Origin of the sequence: Marivivens niveibacter (assembly GCF_002150005.2) — a bacterium.
In the GTDB taxonomy this organism is placed as follows: Bacteria; Pseudomonadota; Alphaproteobacteria; order Rhodobacterales; family Rhodobacteraceae; genus Marivivens; species Marivivens niveibacter.
Map to the genome: position 1 here is coordinate 73,789 of NZ_MSPP01000003.1, position 17,650 is coordinate 91,438.

The following is a 17,650-nucleotide window of genomic DNA, read 5'->3' on the forward strand; positions in this document are numbered from 1 at the left end:
ATCAATTCGTTACGTTGTTTTCCAAAGCGCGTAGCGAACGCACCGCGGCCTCAAAATGTTGCGGGTGCGTATCAATCGCCTCTTGCAGCAGACCGCGGGCAATTGTGACGTCGCCCTGTTTAACAGCCGTCAATGCCAGCGTGTGCAGCAACTGTGCGCGTTCGGTTTGTGTCATAGGGACCACCGGCAGGTCGTAATTGCGCTGCGATCCGCGCGCCATGACAAGGTTGTTTTTGGCGGTGAACAGCGATGAATCGTTGCGCAGTGCGTCACTGAACATTTGTTCAGCGCCCCGATAATCGCCGCGCGTTAGTTTGGAAAAGCCCCAGTTGTTGTAAACGCCAGCAGGGGACATGGTCAGACCAATAGCGGTTTCATAGAAACTATCGGCGCGATCCCAATCTTCGTTGCTGTCGGCAACCATCGCTTCTAGGCGGTAGCGGGCAAAGGTTTCATAGGTTGGCGGGATGGTGTCCAAAATGCCTTCGGCCTTGTCCCATTCGCCCGTACGAACCAAAGCGTCCGCCAGTGCCAGATAGTCATCATTGGTGGCCTCTGGGTGGTTGGAAACGATGGTCCAGACGCGCACGGCTTCGCTATAGCGGCCAGCGCGGATCAACGATTTACCCAACCCTTGCAGCAGATCGATACGGTCAGGTTGGCTGCTGCTGGCGCGTTGGAAATAGGCGACCGCTTCGTTAGGGTCACCAATGGTCAGCATCACGTCGTTCAGATTGGTTTCGTCAATCACATTGACGTCGGCCATGGCGCGCGCAACTTCGGCGTCGCCGTCTTTCATACAGCCTGCAAGCGCAATAGCGCCAACAAGCGTCACAAATCCAATGTGGCGCATATGCCTGCGTCCTTTACTGCTCTTCATTCCTTAGTGGTCTGACAGCAGCAGGTAATCGCCCGAACCGCGCCGAACCAGATGGAAGATATCGTTCTGATTGGGGTCAGCATAATCGGAATTCGCAAGTTTTGATAGCGCCAAGCGCAAGTTGTCGCGGATTTGATCGGAATTGCCGTTGTCCGTGGCATAAGCGCGACGCAGAACCTGTGCGGCCTCTTCGATTTTGCCGCGTTCGATCAAAACAACGCCCAGATTGTTCCATGCGGCGGCAAATTCGGGGTCTTCTTCGACCGCGCGTCGTAGCAGTTTTTCAGATTGGTTCAGGCGGCCCAGCTTTAGGTTTGCAGACCCGATGGCAGACAAAGTATCGACATTTAGGCCCTGTTGCGCGGCAGCGCGCATATACGCGCGCAACGCCAGTTCATGTTCGCCCGCTGCCATTAATCGGTGGCCAACGATCAGACCATCAATGTCCATCTCGCCCGCAACGCCAGGGGCAAAAACGCCGTCCCCACGGTTTAGGCCGCCCGAGTTACAGGCGGCCAAAAAAGCGATCGAAATGAGTGTTAGTATGATGCGCATGATGCGCGTCAATTACCATTCATGCTCATGAATGTCATGATGCCATAGACGGATGGGCCAATCAGAATGATCAACAGTGGCGGAACTGTCAGCATCATGGTCGCCAGCGTCATTTTCGTTGGCAGCGTGTTTGCCTTTTCTTCGGCGCGCATCACGCGTTTGTCACGCATTTCGGCGGCATAGACGCGCAAGGCTTCGGCGATGGATGTACCGAATTGCTGCGACTGGATCAGCACGGTCACGAACGACTGGATGTCGCCCACACCGCAGCGTTCGGCCATGTCGCGCATGACTTGGGTTTTGTCTTTACCGGCTTTCAATTCGTAGGACACAATTTCGAATTCTTGCGCCAATTCAGGGAATCCCGATTTCAGTTCCGCGGACACACGCAAAATAGCCTGATCCAACGACTGACCTGCCTCGATGCAAACAAGCAGCATGTCCAAGCTGTCTGGGAAACCGTTTTCAATCGCCTGCTGGCGTTCAGATTGACGGCGGGTGACCCAGTATTTTGGCCCCATATATCCAGCAGCACCCGGGATCAGGATCGACAGCATGATGTCCTGCGTCGACGGCTCACCGGTTTTGGATTTCAAAATGGCAAATGCCACGCCCGCAATCAGCGCGATCAGACCCAAAGAAAACTGGGCAAAATGATACATCCGAACAGCGTTTTTTGACCGGTAGCCCGCTTGCATCAGTTTCAGCTGAATAGCGGAATATTCTTCTTCATCCTGCGGTTCGAGGAAGTTGGAATATTTTTCCAGCTTATCGTGGCCAGTGGAGGTGCGCAGGCTGTCTTTGCGATCGCGGGGATCGCCGCGACCTGCTGTGCGTTTCAGTTTGTCCAGCGGGTCTTCTTTTTGCTGCATCAAGATTGGGATCAGCAACAGGATCATCAAAACGACGATCCCTGCGACCAGATACAGCGGGCCGTAGGCGCCAAACCGTTCGGTCAGAAAATCCAGTAGTCCGTTCATTGCTGGCCCCCTTATACTTTGATGTTAACCAGCGTGCGCATCACAAAGATGTTCGCAGCCAAGAACCCGCCGACGATCAGACAACCCGGAATGAAGGCAGGGGTATCTTTAACGCCGTCATAATAATCTGGCTTCGCAACGTTGATCAGCAGCAGCGCCGCCAACGGGAAACCAGACAGAAACATGCCTGACCACTTCGCCTCGGCGGTGATTGCTTTGACGCGGCGGAACAGTTTGAAACGAGCGCGGATCACCTTTGCCAGACCGTCCAAGATTTCGGCTAGGTTACCACCTGATTGCTGTTGAATGGTCACGGCAACGGCCAAGAACCGCAAATCCTGCATCCCAATGCGTTCAGCCATTGCTTTCAGACATTCGCCCATATCGCGGCCATAGGCTGCCTCGTCTGCGATCATGCCCATTTCGGTGCCTAATGGGTCGGCAACCTCTTTGGACACGATTTGCACGGCGCTGGAAAACGGGTGACCAACGCGCAAGGACCGTACCATCAGCTCGACCGCGTCAGGCAGCTGTTCCTCTAGCATCGAAATGCGTTTTTTGGCCTTGCCGTTGATCCAGACGTAAACGCCGCCGATGCCCATTGCCAAAGACACGCCAATACGAATGGGCGTAGAGGCACCTGTACCGACCGTTAGGCCGATAAATGCCAAAGCAGACAAAACCAGCATCAGCATGATCAACTGCGTCGGCGTAAAGGCGATGTTTGCCTTTTGCGCCTTGCTGGCCAATAGCGAGTACAGCGGGATCTGTTGGGATTTGATGTGCTGCGTCATTTCTTTGCGCAGCTGTTCCAGAACCTGTTCGCGGTTGCCGCCTTTTTCCAGCAGCTCTAGCCGGCGGTTGACGCGATTATTCAGACTAATCGATTTGCCGAAAACCGTCAGGTAGACGCCTTCGACCAGGATAAGAACGGCAACAAAAACAAGACCATAAATAAGCGGTTCAGCAGTAAGGACCATGGCAATTATTCCGCAGCGTAGGGTTCAAAAATAGAAGGCGGCAGATCATACCCCCACAGGCGGAAACGTTCAGCAAAATGCGAACGCACACCTGTTGCGGTGAAATGACCGATGATTTTGTTGTCTGGCGTCAGGCCCACGCGCTGGTAGCGGAACACCTCTTGCATCGAAATCACGTCACCTTCCATGCCGGTGATTTCGGTGATGGATGTCATGCGGCGCGAACCGTCTTGCAAACGTGACGCCTGAACGATCAGGTTCACAGCTGACGAAATCTGGCTGCGGACGGCTTTGATCGGCATTTCGATACCTGCCATCGCAATCATGTTTTCCAGACGCGACACGCCATCACGAGCAGAGTTAGCGTGGATCGTTGTCATCGAACCGTCGTGACCTGTGTTCATCGCTTGCAGCATGTCGATAACTTCTTCGCCGCGGGTCTCACCCACGATGATGCGGTCAGGACGCATACGCAGCGCGTTGCGCAGACAGTCACGCTGGGTCACAGCGCCTTTGCCTTCGACGTTTGGCGGACGCGATTCCATGCGGCCTACGTGGGTCTGTTGCAGCTGAAGTTCTGCCGTATCTTCGATCGTTAGAATACGTTCGCTGTCGTCAATAAACGATGACAGCGCGTTCAGCGTGGTCGTTTTACCCGAACCCGTACCGCCGGACACGATGACGTTCAGGCGGGTCGCAACGGCAGCCTGCAGATAGGCGGCCATTTCTTCGGTAAAGGCACCGAATTTGACCAGATCGTCGACGGCCAGCTTTTCCTTTTTGAATTTACGAATGGAAACCAGCGATCCGTCAACGGCCACCGGCGGAACCATAGCGTTGAAACGCGAGCCATCGGCCAAACGTGCGTCCACATAAGGATTGGATTCGTCGACGCGGCGGCCCACAGCGGACACGATTTTATCGATGATGCGCAAAAGGTGCTTTTCATCTTTGAACGTGATGTCTGTTAGTTGCAGTTTACCTGCGCGTTCCACGAAAATCTGTTGCGGTCCGTTGACCAGAATGTCGTTCACGCCGTCGTCTTTTAGTAGTGCCTCTAGCGGGCCCAGACCAGTGACTTCGTCGTACAGGTCCTGTGTCAGCTGACCGCGATCTTCGCGGTTTAGGACGATACCCTTGTCTTCGAGTGTTTCGCTGGTGATCGCATTGATTTCAGCGCGCAGATCGGATTCCGATGCCGTTTCCAGCGCAGCCAAGTTCAGGTTGTCCAACAGAGCGCGGTGCAGATCCAGTTTGATTTCGCCCAGACGTTCTTTGCGTTTCTTTTCGCGGTCATCTGGAGCGACTTGCCCAGACTTTACTGGCAACGGGCGGCGCAAGGATTTGGGCGCGTCTGGGGATGCTGGGGCAGGGGCCGCGGTGGTAGGCTGCTGCATCGCAGCCAGTCGTGCGGCAGGCGATGTTGCTTTGGAGGCGCTGGGTTTTTTATATTTCGAAAACATTTCCGATACTTACCCTTTTGCTACAGCGTCATCAGAGACATTGATTTCATGGACCGATTTGGCCAGTTTGGCGATCTCTTTGCGCAGTGGGTTTTTGGCCGCCATTGTGGCCAAGGGTGCGCCGTGATCGTTTGATTGAGTGATCTGTTTGCCGCCGTCCGGCAGCATAACGTCAATCGAGATACCCAAAGACTCTGCCATACGCTTTACGCGGCTTTTGCCATTTAGATCGGTGAATTTTGGACCACGGTTTAGGATGAACCGCAGTTTTTGGAACGGTAACTCTTCGCTTTGAAGTGCGCGTTTCAGGCGCAGCACGTTTTGGGCGCAGCGCATATCCAGTTCGGTTAGTGCGAAATAGACATGAGCGGCCTCTAGCACGGTTTGCGACCATTCGACGGTCACAACGGGCATATCAATGACAACATAGTCAAAGTTTGTCCGCGCCATATCCAACACCCGTTCAATATCTTCGGGGGTGAACAGATCCATTGGGATCAGATCGGGCGGGGACGTCAGAACATGCAGTTTGTCGTCAAAAGATAGCAGCGCTTGCATGAATACGTCGCTGTCCATGCTTTCTGTATCTGACATCATTTCCAGCACAGCTTCGCGGCGGGGCATGTCCAAATAGGTCGAAACAGAGCCATATTGCATGCCAAAATCGATTAGCACGACGCGTGGCGGGTTCTTTTTGTCAATCGTCGCCAATTCCCAGGCTAGATTGCAGGCGAATGTGGTTGCGCCAACGCCGCCTGCCATCCCTTGTACTGGGATGATCACGCCGGACCGGTCGCCTGTTGCCTTCAGCTTGTTGCGCATTTCAGGGTCAACGGGATCTTCGGCTGGCGCTGACAAAACGCGATCAATGGCTTGGGCCAATTCGCCTTCGGGCAGGGGGTAGGGCACGAATTCATCGCCGCCTTCGCGCAACAATACATGCAGGGATGCGGGGCTGACGTCTTCGGTGATGAGGATAACTTTGATGCCACGGCGCTTTGCGGCGCTGATGACGTTGATAATCGGGGACAGGTCGGCTTCGTCTTGGGCGTCCATTGCGACTGCCAAAAACTGTAGTGTTTCCGAATCTGGTTGTTCCATGAATGCCAAGGCGTCTTCAAAGCCAAGATCGCCCCAGCGTTCGCCCATAGTCGTTTCCATATCTTCGATCAGCAGATCAAAGATTTGCACATCGCGGCTGACCGTGCAGGCGATGATCGGTTGCGGCTCGGGCTGCATAGCTGCGGAATGACCCATTTACCAATTTCCTTCAAACAGTCGTCTGAGGTGGAAACCCACCTGGCCCTAGGAATCACTAAGACCTGTTTCGTTGTTTGAAATTTGACGGGGAAACGTGACCGAAATGGGGCCGAAAGGCTGCAATTGTGCGGAATTCGCGAACGATCATAAAAAAACGCAGGGATTATTTCGCCCTGCGTTTGTGATTTCTTACTGCTCAGTGGCCACTTCGGACCCTGCTATGCCCGACAATCCACTTCGCGCTGTGCCGCTTTGGATATATTCGCGGAAGATGATGTTGGCGTAATCTTTGTGTAGAACCAATGGGTTATCTTCGACAAACCCTGACACTTCGGTCACGGTGCGGCGGTTGGCGCGTTCGCGTCCTTCGGAAACGATCAGCGGTTGTGTTTCTCCAAAGGAAACAACAGCCTCTAGACGTGACCGTTCGATGCCTAGCGATTGTAGATACAATACGACCGTTTCTGCGCGGCGCAGGCCCAATTGTCTGTTGTAACCGGCAGCGCCGACCAGATCGGTGTGACCGTATACTTTGAAACGCACTTCTGGGAACTGTCGGATGAAATCCGCTTGTGCCTGCAAAACGGCGCGTGACTGATCATCCAGTGCGGTCGAGTTGAATGCAAAGTTGATTGTGGTCGGAACTTCGGCCTCAAATCGGCGGTTCAGGTTGATCGCATAGGACTGCTGCCCTGTCTGTATCAATGTGTTGTTCATCGTGGCAGAGCCAAACGCGCCGTCATCCAAACCCGATCCGACCTCGCGGTAGAACGATGCCATGCTAACGTCTGCATTTCCGCAAGCGGTCAATAGTGTGGCCGCAGCTGCGGTGATGAAGATGGTCCGTTTCATACCTGTCCCCTGCATAGCCCCATTAATCCAATACGTAACCATAAGACCCCGAGAAGTCTTGGCGAGCTACTTCGCCTGCGGCGCCTGATGTCGGCGTGCGGCCTGTGACGCGACCTTGTAGGAACAATTCACGTTCCGTTGGCAAAGCCACGCGGTCGGTTGGCAGCGAAAGAGCTTCGCCACGGGTCGGCGATACCAGATGCGGGGTTACGATGATGACCAATTCGGTCTGCTGGCGTTCATATTCCGCGCTCCGGAACAATGCGCCCAGAACCGGAATGTCGCCTAACCATGGAACCTGTCCGTTCAGGTCGCGGAAATCGTCAGACAGAAGACCCGCAATGGCAAAGCTTTCGCCGTCGCGCATCATCACGGTTGTCGATGTTTCACGTTTGCGGAACGCGTCGATTTCATAGCCGCCCAGAATAACGGTGTTGGTAGTGTCGATCGATGAAACAGCTGCTTCAAGCTCTAGGTTGATAACATCACCATCTACGACGCGCGGGATAAAGTTCAGCTCAACACCGAATGGTTTGAACTGAACTGCGATCTGTGCACCGTCGTAAACAGGAACAGGATATTCACCACCAGCCAAGAATTTGGCTTCTTGACCGGATAGGGCCGTCAGGTTTGGCTCTGCCAGAGTGCGCACAACGCCGCGTTCTTCCAACGCTTCCAGCAATAGACCGATTTCCAGACCGCCCGCGTTAAAGCCGAACATGACCGCGCCGTTCGAATCGCCGCCGCCGATGTTTGCTCCATCCAACGCGTCTGATAGCGCGTCCGCTGTGTTCAGCGCGTTGCCGCCGCCCAGAATGCCCAGATTGTCGCCCAAGGTCGAACCCGAGATGCCCAGCGAAGAGGATAAGGATTTCGAAACCGAACGCTGCATTTCCGCAAAGCGAACGCGCAGCATGACCTGTTGCGATCCACCGACGCTTAGCAAATTGGACACGCGGTCGGGCGCGTAGCGCTGTGCCAGATCGACAGCGCGATCCATCGCAGCGACCGAGGTTACGGTGCCAGATAGAACGATGCCGTCGTTTGCGGTGCGCACTTCGATATTTTCGCCCGGCAGGATTTGCTGAACGCGTTCTTTGAATTCTGTGATGTCAGGTGTGACCTGAACTTCGACGTTGGTGATCAACCGACCATCCGCTCCCAAAAGGGTCAGCGTGGTGCGCCCTGGCTCTTTACCCAAAACGTAAACCGTACGGTCCGACAGCGACGAAATGTCAGCGATCCCTGGGTTCGCGATGGAAAGTTCGGTGAATGGTGTGTCGCTTTCGACGACAACCGCGCGGTTCATAGGAACCATCAACGCCGAGGAAGTGGACCCCGACATTACGCGCAGCGTTTCAGCCACAGCAAAGCCCGGCATCGTGGTAAATGCCAAGGATAGGCTGGTCAAAACAGCCGCAAATATTCTTTTACATGTCATTGTGACCTGCCTCTTGGATCACGCCCGATTGCGGATGTTTTTACCCGTCTTTTGTGCAACCCTGCGCCGAAAAAGCATTTTTTGCAAGAATCAATGCACAATTATCAGCTGATTTTGTGGAAAAGTCGCAACATAAACGCGCCAGAGGCTGGCGCGTTCACGGTTCCCCGCATCAATTTGTGCAGGGAATTTCCATTTCGATCACGTCTGCGCCGCGACGTACGCGGGTCGTGCAGACCTTTTCTTCGACCACTTCTGGTGCAACTTCTTCGACGACTGGGGCGACTTCTTCGATCCCCAGTAGCGTGTTCTGGTCAATGACGATTGGACCGTTGCTTTCGTCCAATGCGATTGCGTCAGCGGATGTGCCAACCAGCGCTAGGAACAAATTGCCAGTCGTTTGCGCCAAGGTCAGTGCAGCGACTTGATTGCGCGTACCTTCGACGGTGACGGTCCGGGCGATCGTACCCGTATCAAAACTAGTGTCCGTATTTTGGTCAATTGCTATGATGCGCATGTTTGGCTGGATCAACTGGGTCACTTCTTTGGTGGATCCAATGCCGGTTTGGTCGTCCATGCGGCCGCTCCAATACACGTCCACAATGTTGCCTGGACGCAGCAGGCCCGAAACGCCAGATGCGACGTCAACACGGATCGCAAAGGCGCTCATGTTTGGGGACAGTAGTGACAAAATACCAGCGTTTTCACCAGGCGCGGTCACTTTTGCGGCAAGGATCGGTTCCAGGTTTTCCATGGCGCGGGTCAAAACGCGGGGGGCTTCGGCGCCGCGTGGGAATACCTCTTCGATTGTGCGGAAAACGCCTTCGGGCAAATATGGTTCTGCGTATTGGACCAGCTGCACATCGTCGGGTGTCAGGGTTGATCCATAGGGAAGGGGTTTGTTGATCGCGACAATTTCAACTGTTGGAACTTGTTCCGCGACCTGAGCACGTTCCATCGCACGCAGCATTTCTTGTTCGTCGATATAGCCTTTGACCATGTAGACAGCGAAACCTGCCAACCCAAGACCAAGAACCAGTACCAGTCCAAATGCGGAGCGCATGGTGAATTCCTTTCATGACCGTCGAAACGGTTCGCCTGTTTTATTGTTTCCTAATTGAAGGGCAATTGCGGCGATTTAGCGGCATTGTGCCGTCATTGGTGGGGAATTTTGTCCAGAATGGCAACAATCCCGAACGTAAAAATGGCCGCCCCGTTGTCAGGGCGGCCATTTTTTATCTTTGCCAATCAGTAGTACTTGTCTGCAATCGACGACATGCCAGAGGTTACGTTGTCACCCAAAGCTGTCTGTTGTTTGCCGACCGACGACACAATCGCAATGCCCAAGCCTACGAGGAACGCGACCAGTACCACCCAGTCAACAGTCACGGCACCGTCTTCGTCTTGGAACAGTGAGCAGAGCCATTTGTTCATAGCTTGGCTACGTGTGTCGAACTACGATTAGTAAGTAGCGGTTTTCTGTGCTTCCAGCATGGTCGACATTTTGTCGCCCATTGCGGTGGTGCCGCCGGATACGGTCGAGATTACTGCGATGCCGATGCCAACCAGAGCCGCGGTCAGAACAACCCAGTCTACAGTTACAGCGCCGTCTTCGTCGTTGCGGAAGTTTTTGATGAAGTTAAGCATGTTTTTAATCCTTAGATCAGGTGTTCAGATTAGTAAGTAGCGGTTTTCTGTGCTTCCAGCATGGTCGACATTTTGTCGCCCATTGCGGTGGTGCCGCCGGAAACAGTCGAGATTACTGCGATGCCGATACCAACCAGAGCTGCGGTCAGAACAACCCAGTCTACAGTTACAGCGCCGTCTTCGTCGTTGCGGAAGTTTTTGATGAAGTTAAGCATATTCTTATCCAGTCTATTCAGCAGAATTTAAATTAAATTAGTAAGTAGCGGTTTTCTGGGCTTCCAGCATGGTCGACATCTTGTCGCCCATTGCAGTGGTGCCGCCAGATACGGTCGAGATAACAGCGATGCCGATACCAACCAGAGCTGCGGTCAGAACAACCCAGTCTACAGTTACAGCGCCGTCTTCGTCGTTACGGAAGTTTTTGATGTAGTTCAGCATGTCAGTCCCTCCTCAGGGGTGTAAAATCGCTCAGTTTGAACCTTTTCGGATCGTCCCGCACCGGCCTCTTGTTGGTGCAGTTCCCGTTTCGGATGAGAAGATATAGCCAGTGGAATGGGGCGGGATTTGGGCAGGTTTCGTGCATTTTTGCATCATCGCCCTTTTTGCGTGAAATTTCGTATAAGTAGCTGATCTGATTGGATAAAATAATGAAAGTAATTATACGAACGTATATAATTGGGTGCAAAAAAGTGGCCAATTTACCCGCTGCCGACCTATTGTTTTCACATTCAGTGGAAATTGACCGCCTTTTTCGGTAAAGATTTTAAAAAAGAACAGGCAGGGCAGCCCCGCATGAAGCGGCGTTTACTAGGAATCACGTTTTTTGCGGTGGTAACCGCTGCTTCGGCCATGGCCGAAAGCCATCGTTTGCAGCCTGATTTCACGTTTAAACGAATCTCGGTGCCTCAGGCTGGCGCAACAACTGGCCGTATCAATGTGCAGATCGAACCATCGGCACCGTCTGGTCCAGCGGCACCTGCTGCTCCTCAGGCCGCAGGTACGCAGACTGGCAGTGTCTCTGGCGCTGTGCCGCGTGTTTCCGAACTGTCGTGGTTTTGGGATGCCATCCCGCCTGATCTAAGCGCGACCGCACCAGGCCGTTTGATTGCAGCGATGGATACGATCAACTCCGCGCCTGAAGGCGCTATGACTCCGCCGCGGTTGGCCGCATTACATCAAATCGCCTCTGCGCACGGTACAGATATTATGGTGTCGACGATCGGCACCCGCGTATCGCCTGCATTGGTATTGGCTGTCATTGCCGTCGAAAGCGCAGGCGACAGCCGCGCCATTAGCCGTGCAGGCGCCCAAGGTTTGATGCAGTTGATGCCAAATACGGCTGCGCGGTTTGATGTCGCGGATCCATTGAACTCTGCCGACAATATTAAAGGCGGCGTTGCCTATCTGGATTGGCTGATCGACACATTCGAAGACGACCCAATTTTATTCATTGCAGCCTATAACGCTGGCGAAGGGTCCATTTGGGATCATTCAGGTGTTCCGAATTTCCCTGAAACACGCGCCTACGTCCCCAAGGTGTTGGCGGCGTGGACTGTTGCGCGGGCGCTATGCAAAACGCCGCCGGAATTGATGACGGACGGCTGCGTATTTAATTTGAACGGAGACTGACCCGTGACCGAACAAAAACCTTTGGTTCTGGATATTGATGGCACTTTGCTGCGTACAGATATGTTGTACGAAAATTTCTGGGCCGGTCTGGGTTCGGACGCGCCGCAAACAATCAAAGCCGCGGTTAGCCTGTTTCGTGATCCTGCCGCGTTAAAATCGGTTGTCTATGAAATTGCCCCGATCCGCGTGGATCTATTGCCAGTGAACGCAGACGTCCTGTCTATGGCGAAAGACGCGCAGTCACAGGGGCGTCCTGTGATCCTCGCCAGCGCATCGGACGAACGGTTGGTTCAGGCCGTCGCCGACCATTACGGTTTCGACGGTGCGATCGGTTCAAAGGATGGTCACAATCTAAAAGGTTCGAACAAAGCGGCGGCGCTGGTCGAACGGTTTGGCGAAGGTGGCTTTGATTATGCGGGCGATCACCCTGTTGATGTCGCGATCTGGGATAAATCTGATCGCGCCATTGTTGTTGGTGGTGCAAACGGGGCGGCCGATCATTACGCCGCTGAACGGGTCAGACATATCGCGGCAGAGCAAAAGACATCGGAAATCATCCGCGCAATGCGTCCTCATCAATGGGTGAAAAACGTATTGTTATTCTTGCCGATGATTGCGGCGCACCAATTTGATCTGAAAACCATCGGCCTGATCCTATTGGGCATGATGTCATTCTCATTTGCCGCATCTTGCATTTACATCGTGAATGACCTGCTGGACCTAGAGGCAGACCGCCTACACGCCAAAAAATGTAAACGACCGTTTGCTGCGGGCACTGTACCAATCAAAACCGGCATGATCGTTTGTGCCGCCTTGGGCCTATCATCCATGTTGATCGGAGCGTTTCTGGGCTGGGCTTTCTTTGGCGTTGTCGTTTTATATATGATCCTGTCGCTGGGATATTCGCTGAAACTCAAACGCCTGCGTTGGATTGATATTTTCACGCTCGCGTCGCTTTACACCATTCGGGTTGTTGCTGGTGCCGCGGCATCGCAGGTTGATGCATCCGTCTTTATGCTGATCTTTATTTTCCCGATCTTCGTCACTTTGGGATGTGTAAAACGCCTTACCGAATTGACGCTGGCAGTTGATGATAACCGCCTGCCGGGGCGCGGGTACGGTCGTCCCGACAGGCCTGATTTGCTCAACGTGGCAGTGCTGGGCATGGTTGGCGCGCTTGTTATCTTTTTCCTGTATTCTTTCAGCGAACAGGCACAAACGCTCTATCCTTCGCGATGGCTGCTTTGGGTTGCGCTCATTCCGATCTTTGCGTGGCTCAACCGCATGGTACGTTTGGGTTGGTATGGCAAACAGGACTATGATCCGATTGTATTCGCGCTGAAAGATAAACGCGGTATCGGCCTGCTGCTGATCACTGTTTCGCTCATGTTCTATTCGGCAGGGCTGTGGCAGCAATGGTTTGGGTTCTAGGGCGCGGGCCCTAGAACGATAGTTTCTTGAACACAGGTTCAGGGATCAATTTGATCACGGTCATGATCGGGAACCAGATTTTCGCGGTGTAAATCACGTTCCGTTTTTTTTCGACGCCCTTGAGGATGTCGGCAACGGCGGCCTCTGGCGTGGTCATCGCTGGCATTTTCATGCCCCAGGTCATTGACGTGTCCACAGGGCCGGGTTTCACCGTCAGGACATGAACGCCCGAACGGCCCAAACGGTTGCGCAGGCCCGAAAGATAAGTGGCAAATCCAGCCTTGGCCGCACCGTAAACATAGTTGCCCAAACGGCCACGGTCGCCTGCAACGGACCCAACGCCAACAATCGTGCCCTGTTCGCGTAGTTCCATGATGGGCGCCAACTGGGTCAGTAAATTCGCAGGACCAGTAAAGCTGTCGGTCACAACGCCGTCGATCAACGATGGGTCCGCGTCGATTTCGGATTGTTCCGGCATGGATCCAACGAACACCGCGCAATTGATGGTCCCGACGATGTTCTTTGCGGCCTCAATTACTGGCGCAAAGGTTTCGGGCGCGCGGACGTCGATCGGGAACACCCGCGCTTCGGTTGAACCGCGCGCTTGCGCATCGGCGGCAGTTGCAGCCATGTCGTCGGTATCGCGGCCACACAGAATAAACGATGCGCCTTTTTCAGCCTCGGCACGAATAAACGCGCGGGCAATGGCCGATGTCGCGCCCAAGATGATCCAAGTGTTGTTCATTTTGCACCTCGTAGGTTTAGGCGGCGGGTTAGGTCGGTCGCGAATGTGAGGTCTGGGTCTGCGGCGTTCACCGCATCGGCCCAGTCGGTTTGTTCGGGATACATGCCTGCGATAGCGGCAGGCGTGGCCATGCTGTCTTTGGCGAAATAAATGCGGCCTTCGGCGGCGGCGGTTAGGGTGATCAGTTCTTTGATCAGATCCTTTGCTGCGTCGCGGGCAGGGAAATCAACGGCCAGAGTGTACCCTTCCATTGGGAACGACATCATGCCGCCGCGACCAGGCCCCATGCGTTTTAGGACGGCTAAGGGTGACGCAAGTCCCGATTCCGCGATTGCGTTCAACATCGCCTTTAGCGCGTCGACCTGATTGGTCGGAACTACGCATTGGAATTGGTGGAACCCGCGTTTGCCATAGAGTTTGTTCCAATCCTGCACTTTATCCAGCGGGAAAAAGAACTGCTCAAAGCTGCGGTTCACTGTGCGGCCCTCGGCGGGGACGCGGTTATAGTAGGCCGTGTTGAACAGTTTCACGATCGGTTTCGACAGGGCAAAGCTGGGCGCATCTAATGGCACCTTTTTGCCGCCTTTTGGGGCCTCGTAATCTCCCGATGTCACCTCGGCCTCTTCGATGATACCGCGGCCCATGGCGTCGCCTTTGGCAGTGGCGTCAATCCAGCCGACGCAGTAGGGCGCCGTGCTGGCGTCTAGGCGTTCGATGTGCTGTTCCCAGTTTGCAGCGCGCGTTTCCGTCACTTGCATCTGGCCGCCGCTGATCGGGGTCAGTTTCAGTTTGGCAGACAGGATGACACCGGTCTGGCCCAACCCGCCGATGGTTGCGCGCCACAGCGTATCATCTGCGGGCGTAATCGTTTTGTCGCCGTCCGCCGTGCGCAGCGTGATTTCGGTCACATGCTGACCAAAGGATCCTGCGTGGTGATGGTTTTTGCCGTGGACGTCCATGCCAATCGCGCCGCCAACCGTGGCAAACCCCGTGCCTGGCATGACAGTCGGCATATATCCCTTTTTGGCATAAATGCGGGTCAATTCGCCCAGCGTCACGCCAGCCTCAACATGCACAATGCCGTCCTCGAACCCGATAATGCGGTTCATGCGGGACATGTCGGTTGCTTTGCCATCCGAATTCAGCGGCGCATCGCCATAGCTGCGGCGGTTCCCGATCGCGGGGCCTTCGGCGGTAATGTTGCGGCTGCGTTCAGGGCGCGCCAATTCGCCTGTTGCCGTTAGGGCGCGGCCCCATCCGGCGTAAGTGTCAGTCTTCCATTGCATGTCTTAAATTGCCTGTTTGATCGATTGCCGTTCGGCATATGGAAATACGATAAGGCCCAGACCGATCGCGAACCAAAGAGTGGTCACACGAATAATGGCCGTCGCGGGCAAAGAGGTTTCTAGTGGGACGCCTTGCAGCGAAAGCAGGGCGATCATCGCGGCCTCGGCGCCGCCAACGCCGCCTGGGGCTCCGGTTAGGCCACCCGCAAGCGTCGAGAATGTGAATATCGTGACCGCCATCCAAAATCCGATGTCCGCGCCCATCCAGACCAATAGCAGATGAAACGCCATGCCTTCGGCCAACCAGCCAATTAGGCCTAGGCCCAAGGTGATGATTATCGTGGTAGGGGAGGTGAAGGCCGCCAGCGATTTCGCAGCGCGGCGGAAACGCACCATCAGGCGCGGGAATAGCCCCGTCATGCGGTATGCTCGCGTGGTCAGGGCCGACAGCAACGATGGGCGCGTTGCCACATAGGCCGCGAGCAAAGCCATGGCCACCACGGGCACGCCAAAGGTCACCCCGCCTGTGCCCAATGCCAGCCCCATCGCCAAAATCAACGCCATCGCGGCCAGATCCGATGCGCGATCCATCAGGACCAGAGGCGCGGTGCGTTCCACGGCCCAGCCCGTTTCGCGTTTGATCCAACGCATGCGGATCAATTCACCGACGCGGCCGGGGGTTACGGACATTGCAAAGCCGCCAATGAAATGGCGGATATCTTGGCCGAATGTGGTGGGCAGGCCCAGTTTGCGGGCCATGACGTGCCAGCGTCCGCCGCGGAATAGATAGTTGACTAGACTCAGCACGATCAGTGCCGCGAACTGCCATGCATGCAGTTTAGCCAATTGCGCTAAGGTATCTTCCCATCCTGTTGCGGCGGCTAGCCCCGCAAGGCCAAGGATGACAAACCCGAACAACCCGCCCAATAACGCGATGTCGCGCCACCGGCGGTTCCCCGATGTCTGCGCCGAAACTGGCGGAGTGATATGTGCTGTGTTCGCTGTCATTTGACGCTGTTATCGCGACAAAATGGGGCAGGATTGTGAACCTGTTGCGGCAATGGAAACAATTTTTTAAAAAAGGAAGAGCAATGACTGCTCTTCCTGACTATTTCACCTTAAACGATCTTGGCTTCGGTCGCGGCTTTGATGTCGTCTTCGGTCACGCCATCTGCGCATTCGACGATTTTCAATCCACCTTCGACCACGTCCAAAACACCAAGGTTCGTGATGATGCGGTCCACCACAGCTTTGCCCGTTAATGGCAGCGTGCAGGACTTCAACAGTTTGGATTCGCCGTGTTTGTTGGTGTGATCCATGACCACAACCACGCGGCCAACGCCAGCGACCAGATCCATGGCGCCGCCCATACCTTTGACCAGTTTGCCGGGGATCATCCAATTTGCCAGATCGCCGTTTTCGGCAACCTCCATCGCGCCCAGAATCGCCATTGCGATTTTGCCGCCGCGGATCATGCCGAACGATGTCGCGCTGTCGAAATACGCGGTGTGAGGCAGTTCGGTGATGGTCTGTTTGCCCGCGTTGATCAGGTCGGCGTCTTCTTCGCCTTCGATCGGAAACGGACCCATGCCCAGCATGCCGTTTTCAGACTGAAGAGTCACCGAAACGCCTTCGGGAATGTAGTTCGCGACCAGAGTCGGGATGCCGATGCCCAGATTTACATACCAGCCGTCTTGCAGTTCTTGCGCGGCGCGTGCCGCCATTTGATTGCGATCCCAGCCCATTATACGTCCTCCGCCTTGCGCACGGTGCGTTGTTCGATACGTTTTTCATGTGCGCCTTCGATCAGGCGGTGCACATAAATGCCGGGTAGGTGGATGTGATCGGGATCCAGTGTGCCCGCTTCGACGATCTCTTCGACCTCGGCGACGCAAATTTTGCCGCAGGTCGCCGCAGGGACGTTAAAGTTGCGGGCGGTTTTGCGGAAAATCAGGTTGCCGGTTGTGTCGGCTTTCCATGCTTTGACGATGGCAAGATCGGCAAAAATGCCTTCTTCCATAATGTAGGTTTCACCGTTGAAATCGCGATGGTCTTTGCCTTCTGCGATCACCGTGCCAACGCCGGTTTTGGTGTAAAACCCAGGGATGCCAGCACCGCCGGCACGCATACGTTCGGCCAATGTGCCCTGCGGGTTAAATTCCAGCTCTAGTTCGCCAGACAGATACTGGCGCATGAATTCGGCGTTTTCCCCGACATAGGACGAAATCATTTTTTTGACCTGACGGGTCTGCAACAAAAGACCGATGCCGAAATCGTCTACGCCTGCGTTGTTGGATGCAAATGTAAGGTCTTTGGAGCCTGCGTCTTTGATGGCGTCAATCAGCAGTTCAGGAATGCCGCACAAACCAAAGCCGCCCGACGCGATGAACATGCCATCAAACAATAGTCCGTCTAGGGCTTCGGATGCGCTTCCGAATATTTTATTCATAACTTCCCCCTCTTTGGGTTGGGCCAAATTGGCTGGCGGTCCCCCCTTGTAG

20 protein-coding genes are annotated in these 17,650 nt (G+C 54.7%); 2 read left to right on the forward strand and 18 right to left on the reverse strand.

What is annotated here, in order from left to right; genetic code table 11:
* Nucleotide 1 precedes the first annotated feature (1 nt).
* From BVC71_RS09075 to BVC71_RS09135, 13 genes are all read right to left on the reverse strand, one after another.
* Nucleotides 2-853 (reverse strand): tetratricopeptide repeat protein, encoded by an 852-nt coding sequence (locus BVC71_RS09075; RefSeq protein ID WP_086451362.1) that lies wholly within the window; start codon nt 851-853, stop codon nt 2-4.
* Nucleotides 854-883: 30 nt separating this feature from the next.
* Nucleotides 884-1,435 (reverse strand): tetratricopeptide repeat protein, encoded by a 552-nt coding sequence (locus BVC71_RS09080; protein WP_086451363.1) that lies wholly within the window; start codon nt 1,433-1,435, stop codon nt 884-886.
* 8 nt (nt 1,436-1,443) lie between these two features.
* Nucleotides 1,444-2,415 (reverse strand): type II secretion system F family protein, encoded by a 972-nt coding sequence (locus BVC71_RS09085; protein WP_086451364.1) that lies wholly within the window; start codon nt 2,413-2,415, stop codon nt 1,444-1,446.
* A gap of 11 nt (nt 2,416-2,426) precedes the next feature.
* The gene (locus BVC71_RS09090) at nt 2,427-3,395 is read right to left on the reverse strand and encodes a type II secretion system F family protein (RefSeq protein ID WP_086451365.1); all 969 of its coding nucleotides are present in this window, start codon (nt 3,393-3,395) and stop codon (nt 2,427-2,429) included.
* A gap of 5 nt (nt 3,396-3,400) precedes the next feature.
* The gene (locus BVC71_RS09095; RefSeq protein WP_086451366.1) at nt 3,401-4,858 is read right to left on the reverse strand and encodes a TadA family conjugal transfer-associated ATPase; all 1,458 of its coding nucleotides are present in this window, start codon (nt 4,856-4,858) and stop codon (nt 3,401-3,403) included.
* Between the two features lie 9 nt (nt 4,859-4,867).
* Nucleotides 4,868-6,115, reverse strand: coding sequence for a CpaE/TadZ family protein (locus tag BVC71_RS09100; RefSeq protein WP_086451367.1), 1,248 nt, complete (start codon nt 6,113-6,115; stop codon nt 4,868-4,870).
* A gap of 192 nt (nt 6,116-6,307) precedes the next feature.
* A complete protein-coding gene (locus tag BVC71_RS09105; RefSeq protein ID WP_086451810.1) occupies nt 6,308-6,970 on the reverse strand; it encodes an OmpA family protein in 663 nt (220 codons plus the stop codon).
* Between the two features lie 22 nt (nt 6,971-6,992).
* A complete protein-coding gene (locus BVC71_RS09110) occupies nt 6,993-8,411 on the reverse strand; it encodes a type II and III secretion system protein family protein (RefSeq protein ID WP_086451368.1) in 1,419 nt (472 codons plus the stop codon).
* A gap of 172 nt (nt 8,412-8,583) precedes the next feature.
* The gene (cpaB, locus tag BVC71_RS09115; RefSeq protein WP_086451369.1) at nt 8,584-9,474 is read right to left on the reverse strand and encodes a Flp pilus assembly protein CpaB; all 891 of its coding nucleotides are present in this window, start codon (nt 9,472-9,474) and stop codon (nt 8,584-8,586) included.
* Nucleotides 9,475-9,659: 185 nt separating this feature from the next.
* Complete coding sequence (locus BVC71_RS09120) at nt 9,660-9,845, reverse strand: hypothetical protein (RefSeq protein WP_086451370.1); 186 nt, start codon at nt 9,843-9,845, stop codon at nt 9,660-9,662.
* Between the two features lie 27 nt (nt 9,846-9,872).
* On the reverse strand, nt 9,873-10,058 hold the full coding sequence (locus BVC71_RS09125) for a Flp family type IVb pilin (protein ID WP_086451371.1): 186 nt from the start codon (nt 10,056-10,058) through the stop codon (nt 9,873-9,875).
* Nucleotides 10,059-10,087: 29 nt separating this feature from the next.
* Nucleotides 10,088-10,273: a Flp family type IVb pilin gene (locus BVC71_RS09130; protein ID WP_086451371.1), complete on the reverse strand. Its 186-nt coding sequence runs from the start codon at nt 10,271-10,273 to the stop codon at nt 10,088-10,090.
* A gap of 37 nt (nt 10,274-10,310) precedes the next feature.
* Nucleotides 10,311-10,496 carry a Flp family type IVb pilin gene (locus BVC71_RS09135; RefSeq protein WP_086451372.1) on the reverse strand — a complete coding sequence of 62 codons (186 nt, stop codon included), beginning with the start codon at nt 10,494-10,496 and terminating at the stop codon, nt 10,311-10,313.
* A gap of 354 nt (nt 10,497-10,850) precedes the next feature.
* Here BVC71_RS09135 and BVC71_RS09140 point away from each other — a divergent pair, with 354 nt between their 5' ends.
* Both BVC71_RS09140 and BVC71_RS09145 read left to right on the forward strand, forming a co-directional pair.
* Nucleotides 10,851-11,687: a lytic transglycosylase domain-containing protein gene (locus BVC71_RS09140; protein WP_240516825.1), complete on the forward strand. Its 837-nt coding sequence runs from the start codon at nt 10,851-10,853 to the stop codon at nt 11,685-11,687.
* Nucleotides 11,688-11,690: 3 nt separating this feature from the next.
* Nucleotides 11,691-13,118 carry a UbiA family prenyltransferase gene (locus BVC71_RS09145; RefSeq protein ID WP_086451373.1) on the forward strand — a complete coding sequence of 476 codons (1,428 nt, stop codon included), beginning with the start codon at nt 11,691-11,693 and terminating at the stop codon, nt 13,116-13,118.
* A gap of 10 nt (nt 13,119-13,128) precedes the next feature.
* Here BVC71_RS09145 and BVC71_RS09150 read toward each other — a convergent pair whose 3' ends face one another.
* From BVC71_RS09150 to BVC71_RS09170, 5 genes are all read right to left on the reverse strand, one after another.
* On the reverse strand, nt 13,129-13,863 hold the full coding sequence (locus BVC71_RS09150) for an SDR family NAD(P)-dependent oxidoreductase (RefSeq protein ID WP_086451374.1): 735 nt from the start codon (nt 13,861-13,863) through the stop codon (nt 13,129-13,131).
* Entirely contained in the window at nt 13,860-15,149 is a 1,290-nt protein-coding gene (locus tag BVC71_RS09155) for an FAD-binding oxidoreductase (protein WP_086451375.1), read from the reverse strand. Before BVC71_RS09155 ends, BVC71_RS09150 begins: the two co-directional genes overlap by 4 nt.
* 3 nt (nt 15,150-15,152) lie before the next feature.
* Nucleotides 15,153-16,157: a lysylphosphatidylglycerol synthase transmembrane domain-containing protein gene (locus BVC71_RS09160; RefSeq protein ID WP_086451376.1), complete on the reverse strand. Its 1,005-nt coding sequence runs from the start codon at nt 16,155-16,157 to the stop codon at nt 15,153-15,155.
* 110 nt (nt 16,158-16,267) lie between these two features.
* Nucleotides 16,268-16,894 (reverse strand): 3-oxoacid CoA-transferase subunit B, encoded by a 627-nt coding sequence (locus tag BVC71_RS09165; RefSeq protein WP_086451377.1) that lies wholly within the window; start codon nt 16,892-16,894, stop codon nt 16,268-16,270.
* On the reverse strand, nt 16,894-17,598 hold the full coding sequence (locus BVC71_RS09170; RefSeq protein WP_086451378.1) for a CoA transferase subunit A: 705 nt from the start codon (nt 17,596-17,598) through the stop codon (nt 16,894-16,896). Before BVC71_RS09170 ends, BVC71_RS09165 begins: the two co-directional genes overlap by 1 nt.
* Between the last annotated feature and the right edge of the window lie 52 nt (nt 17,599-17,650).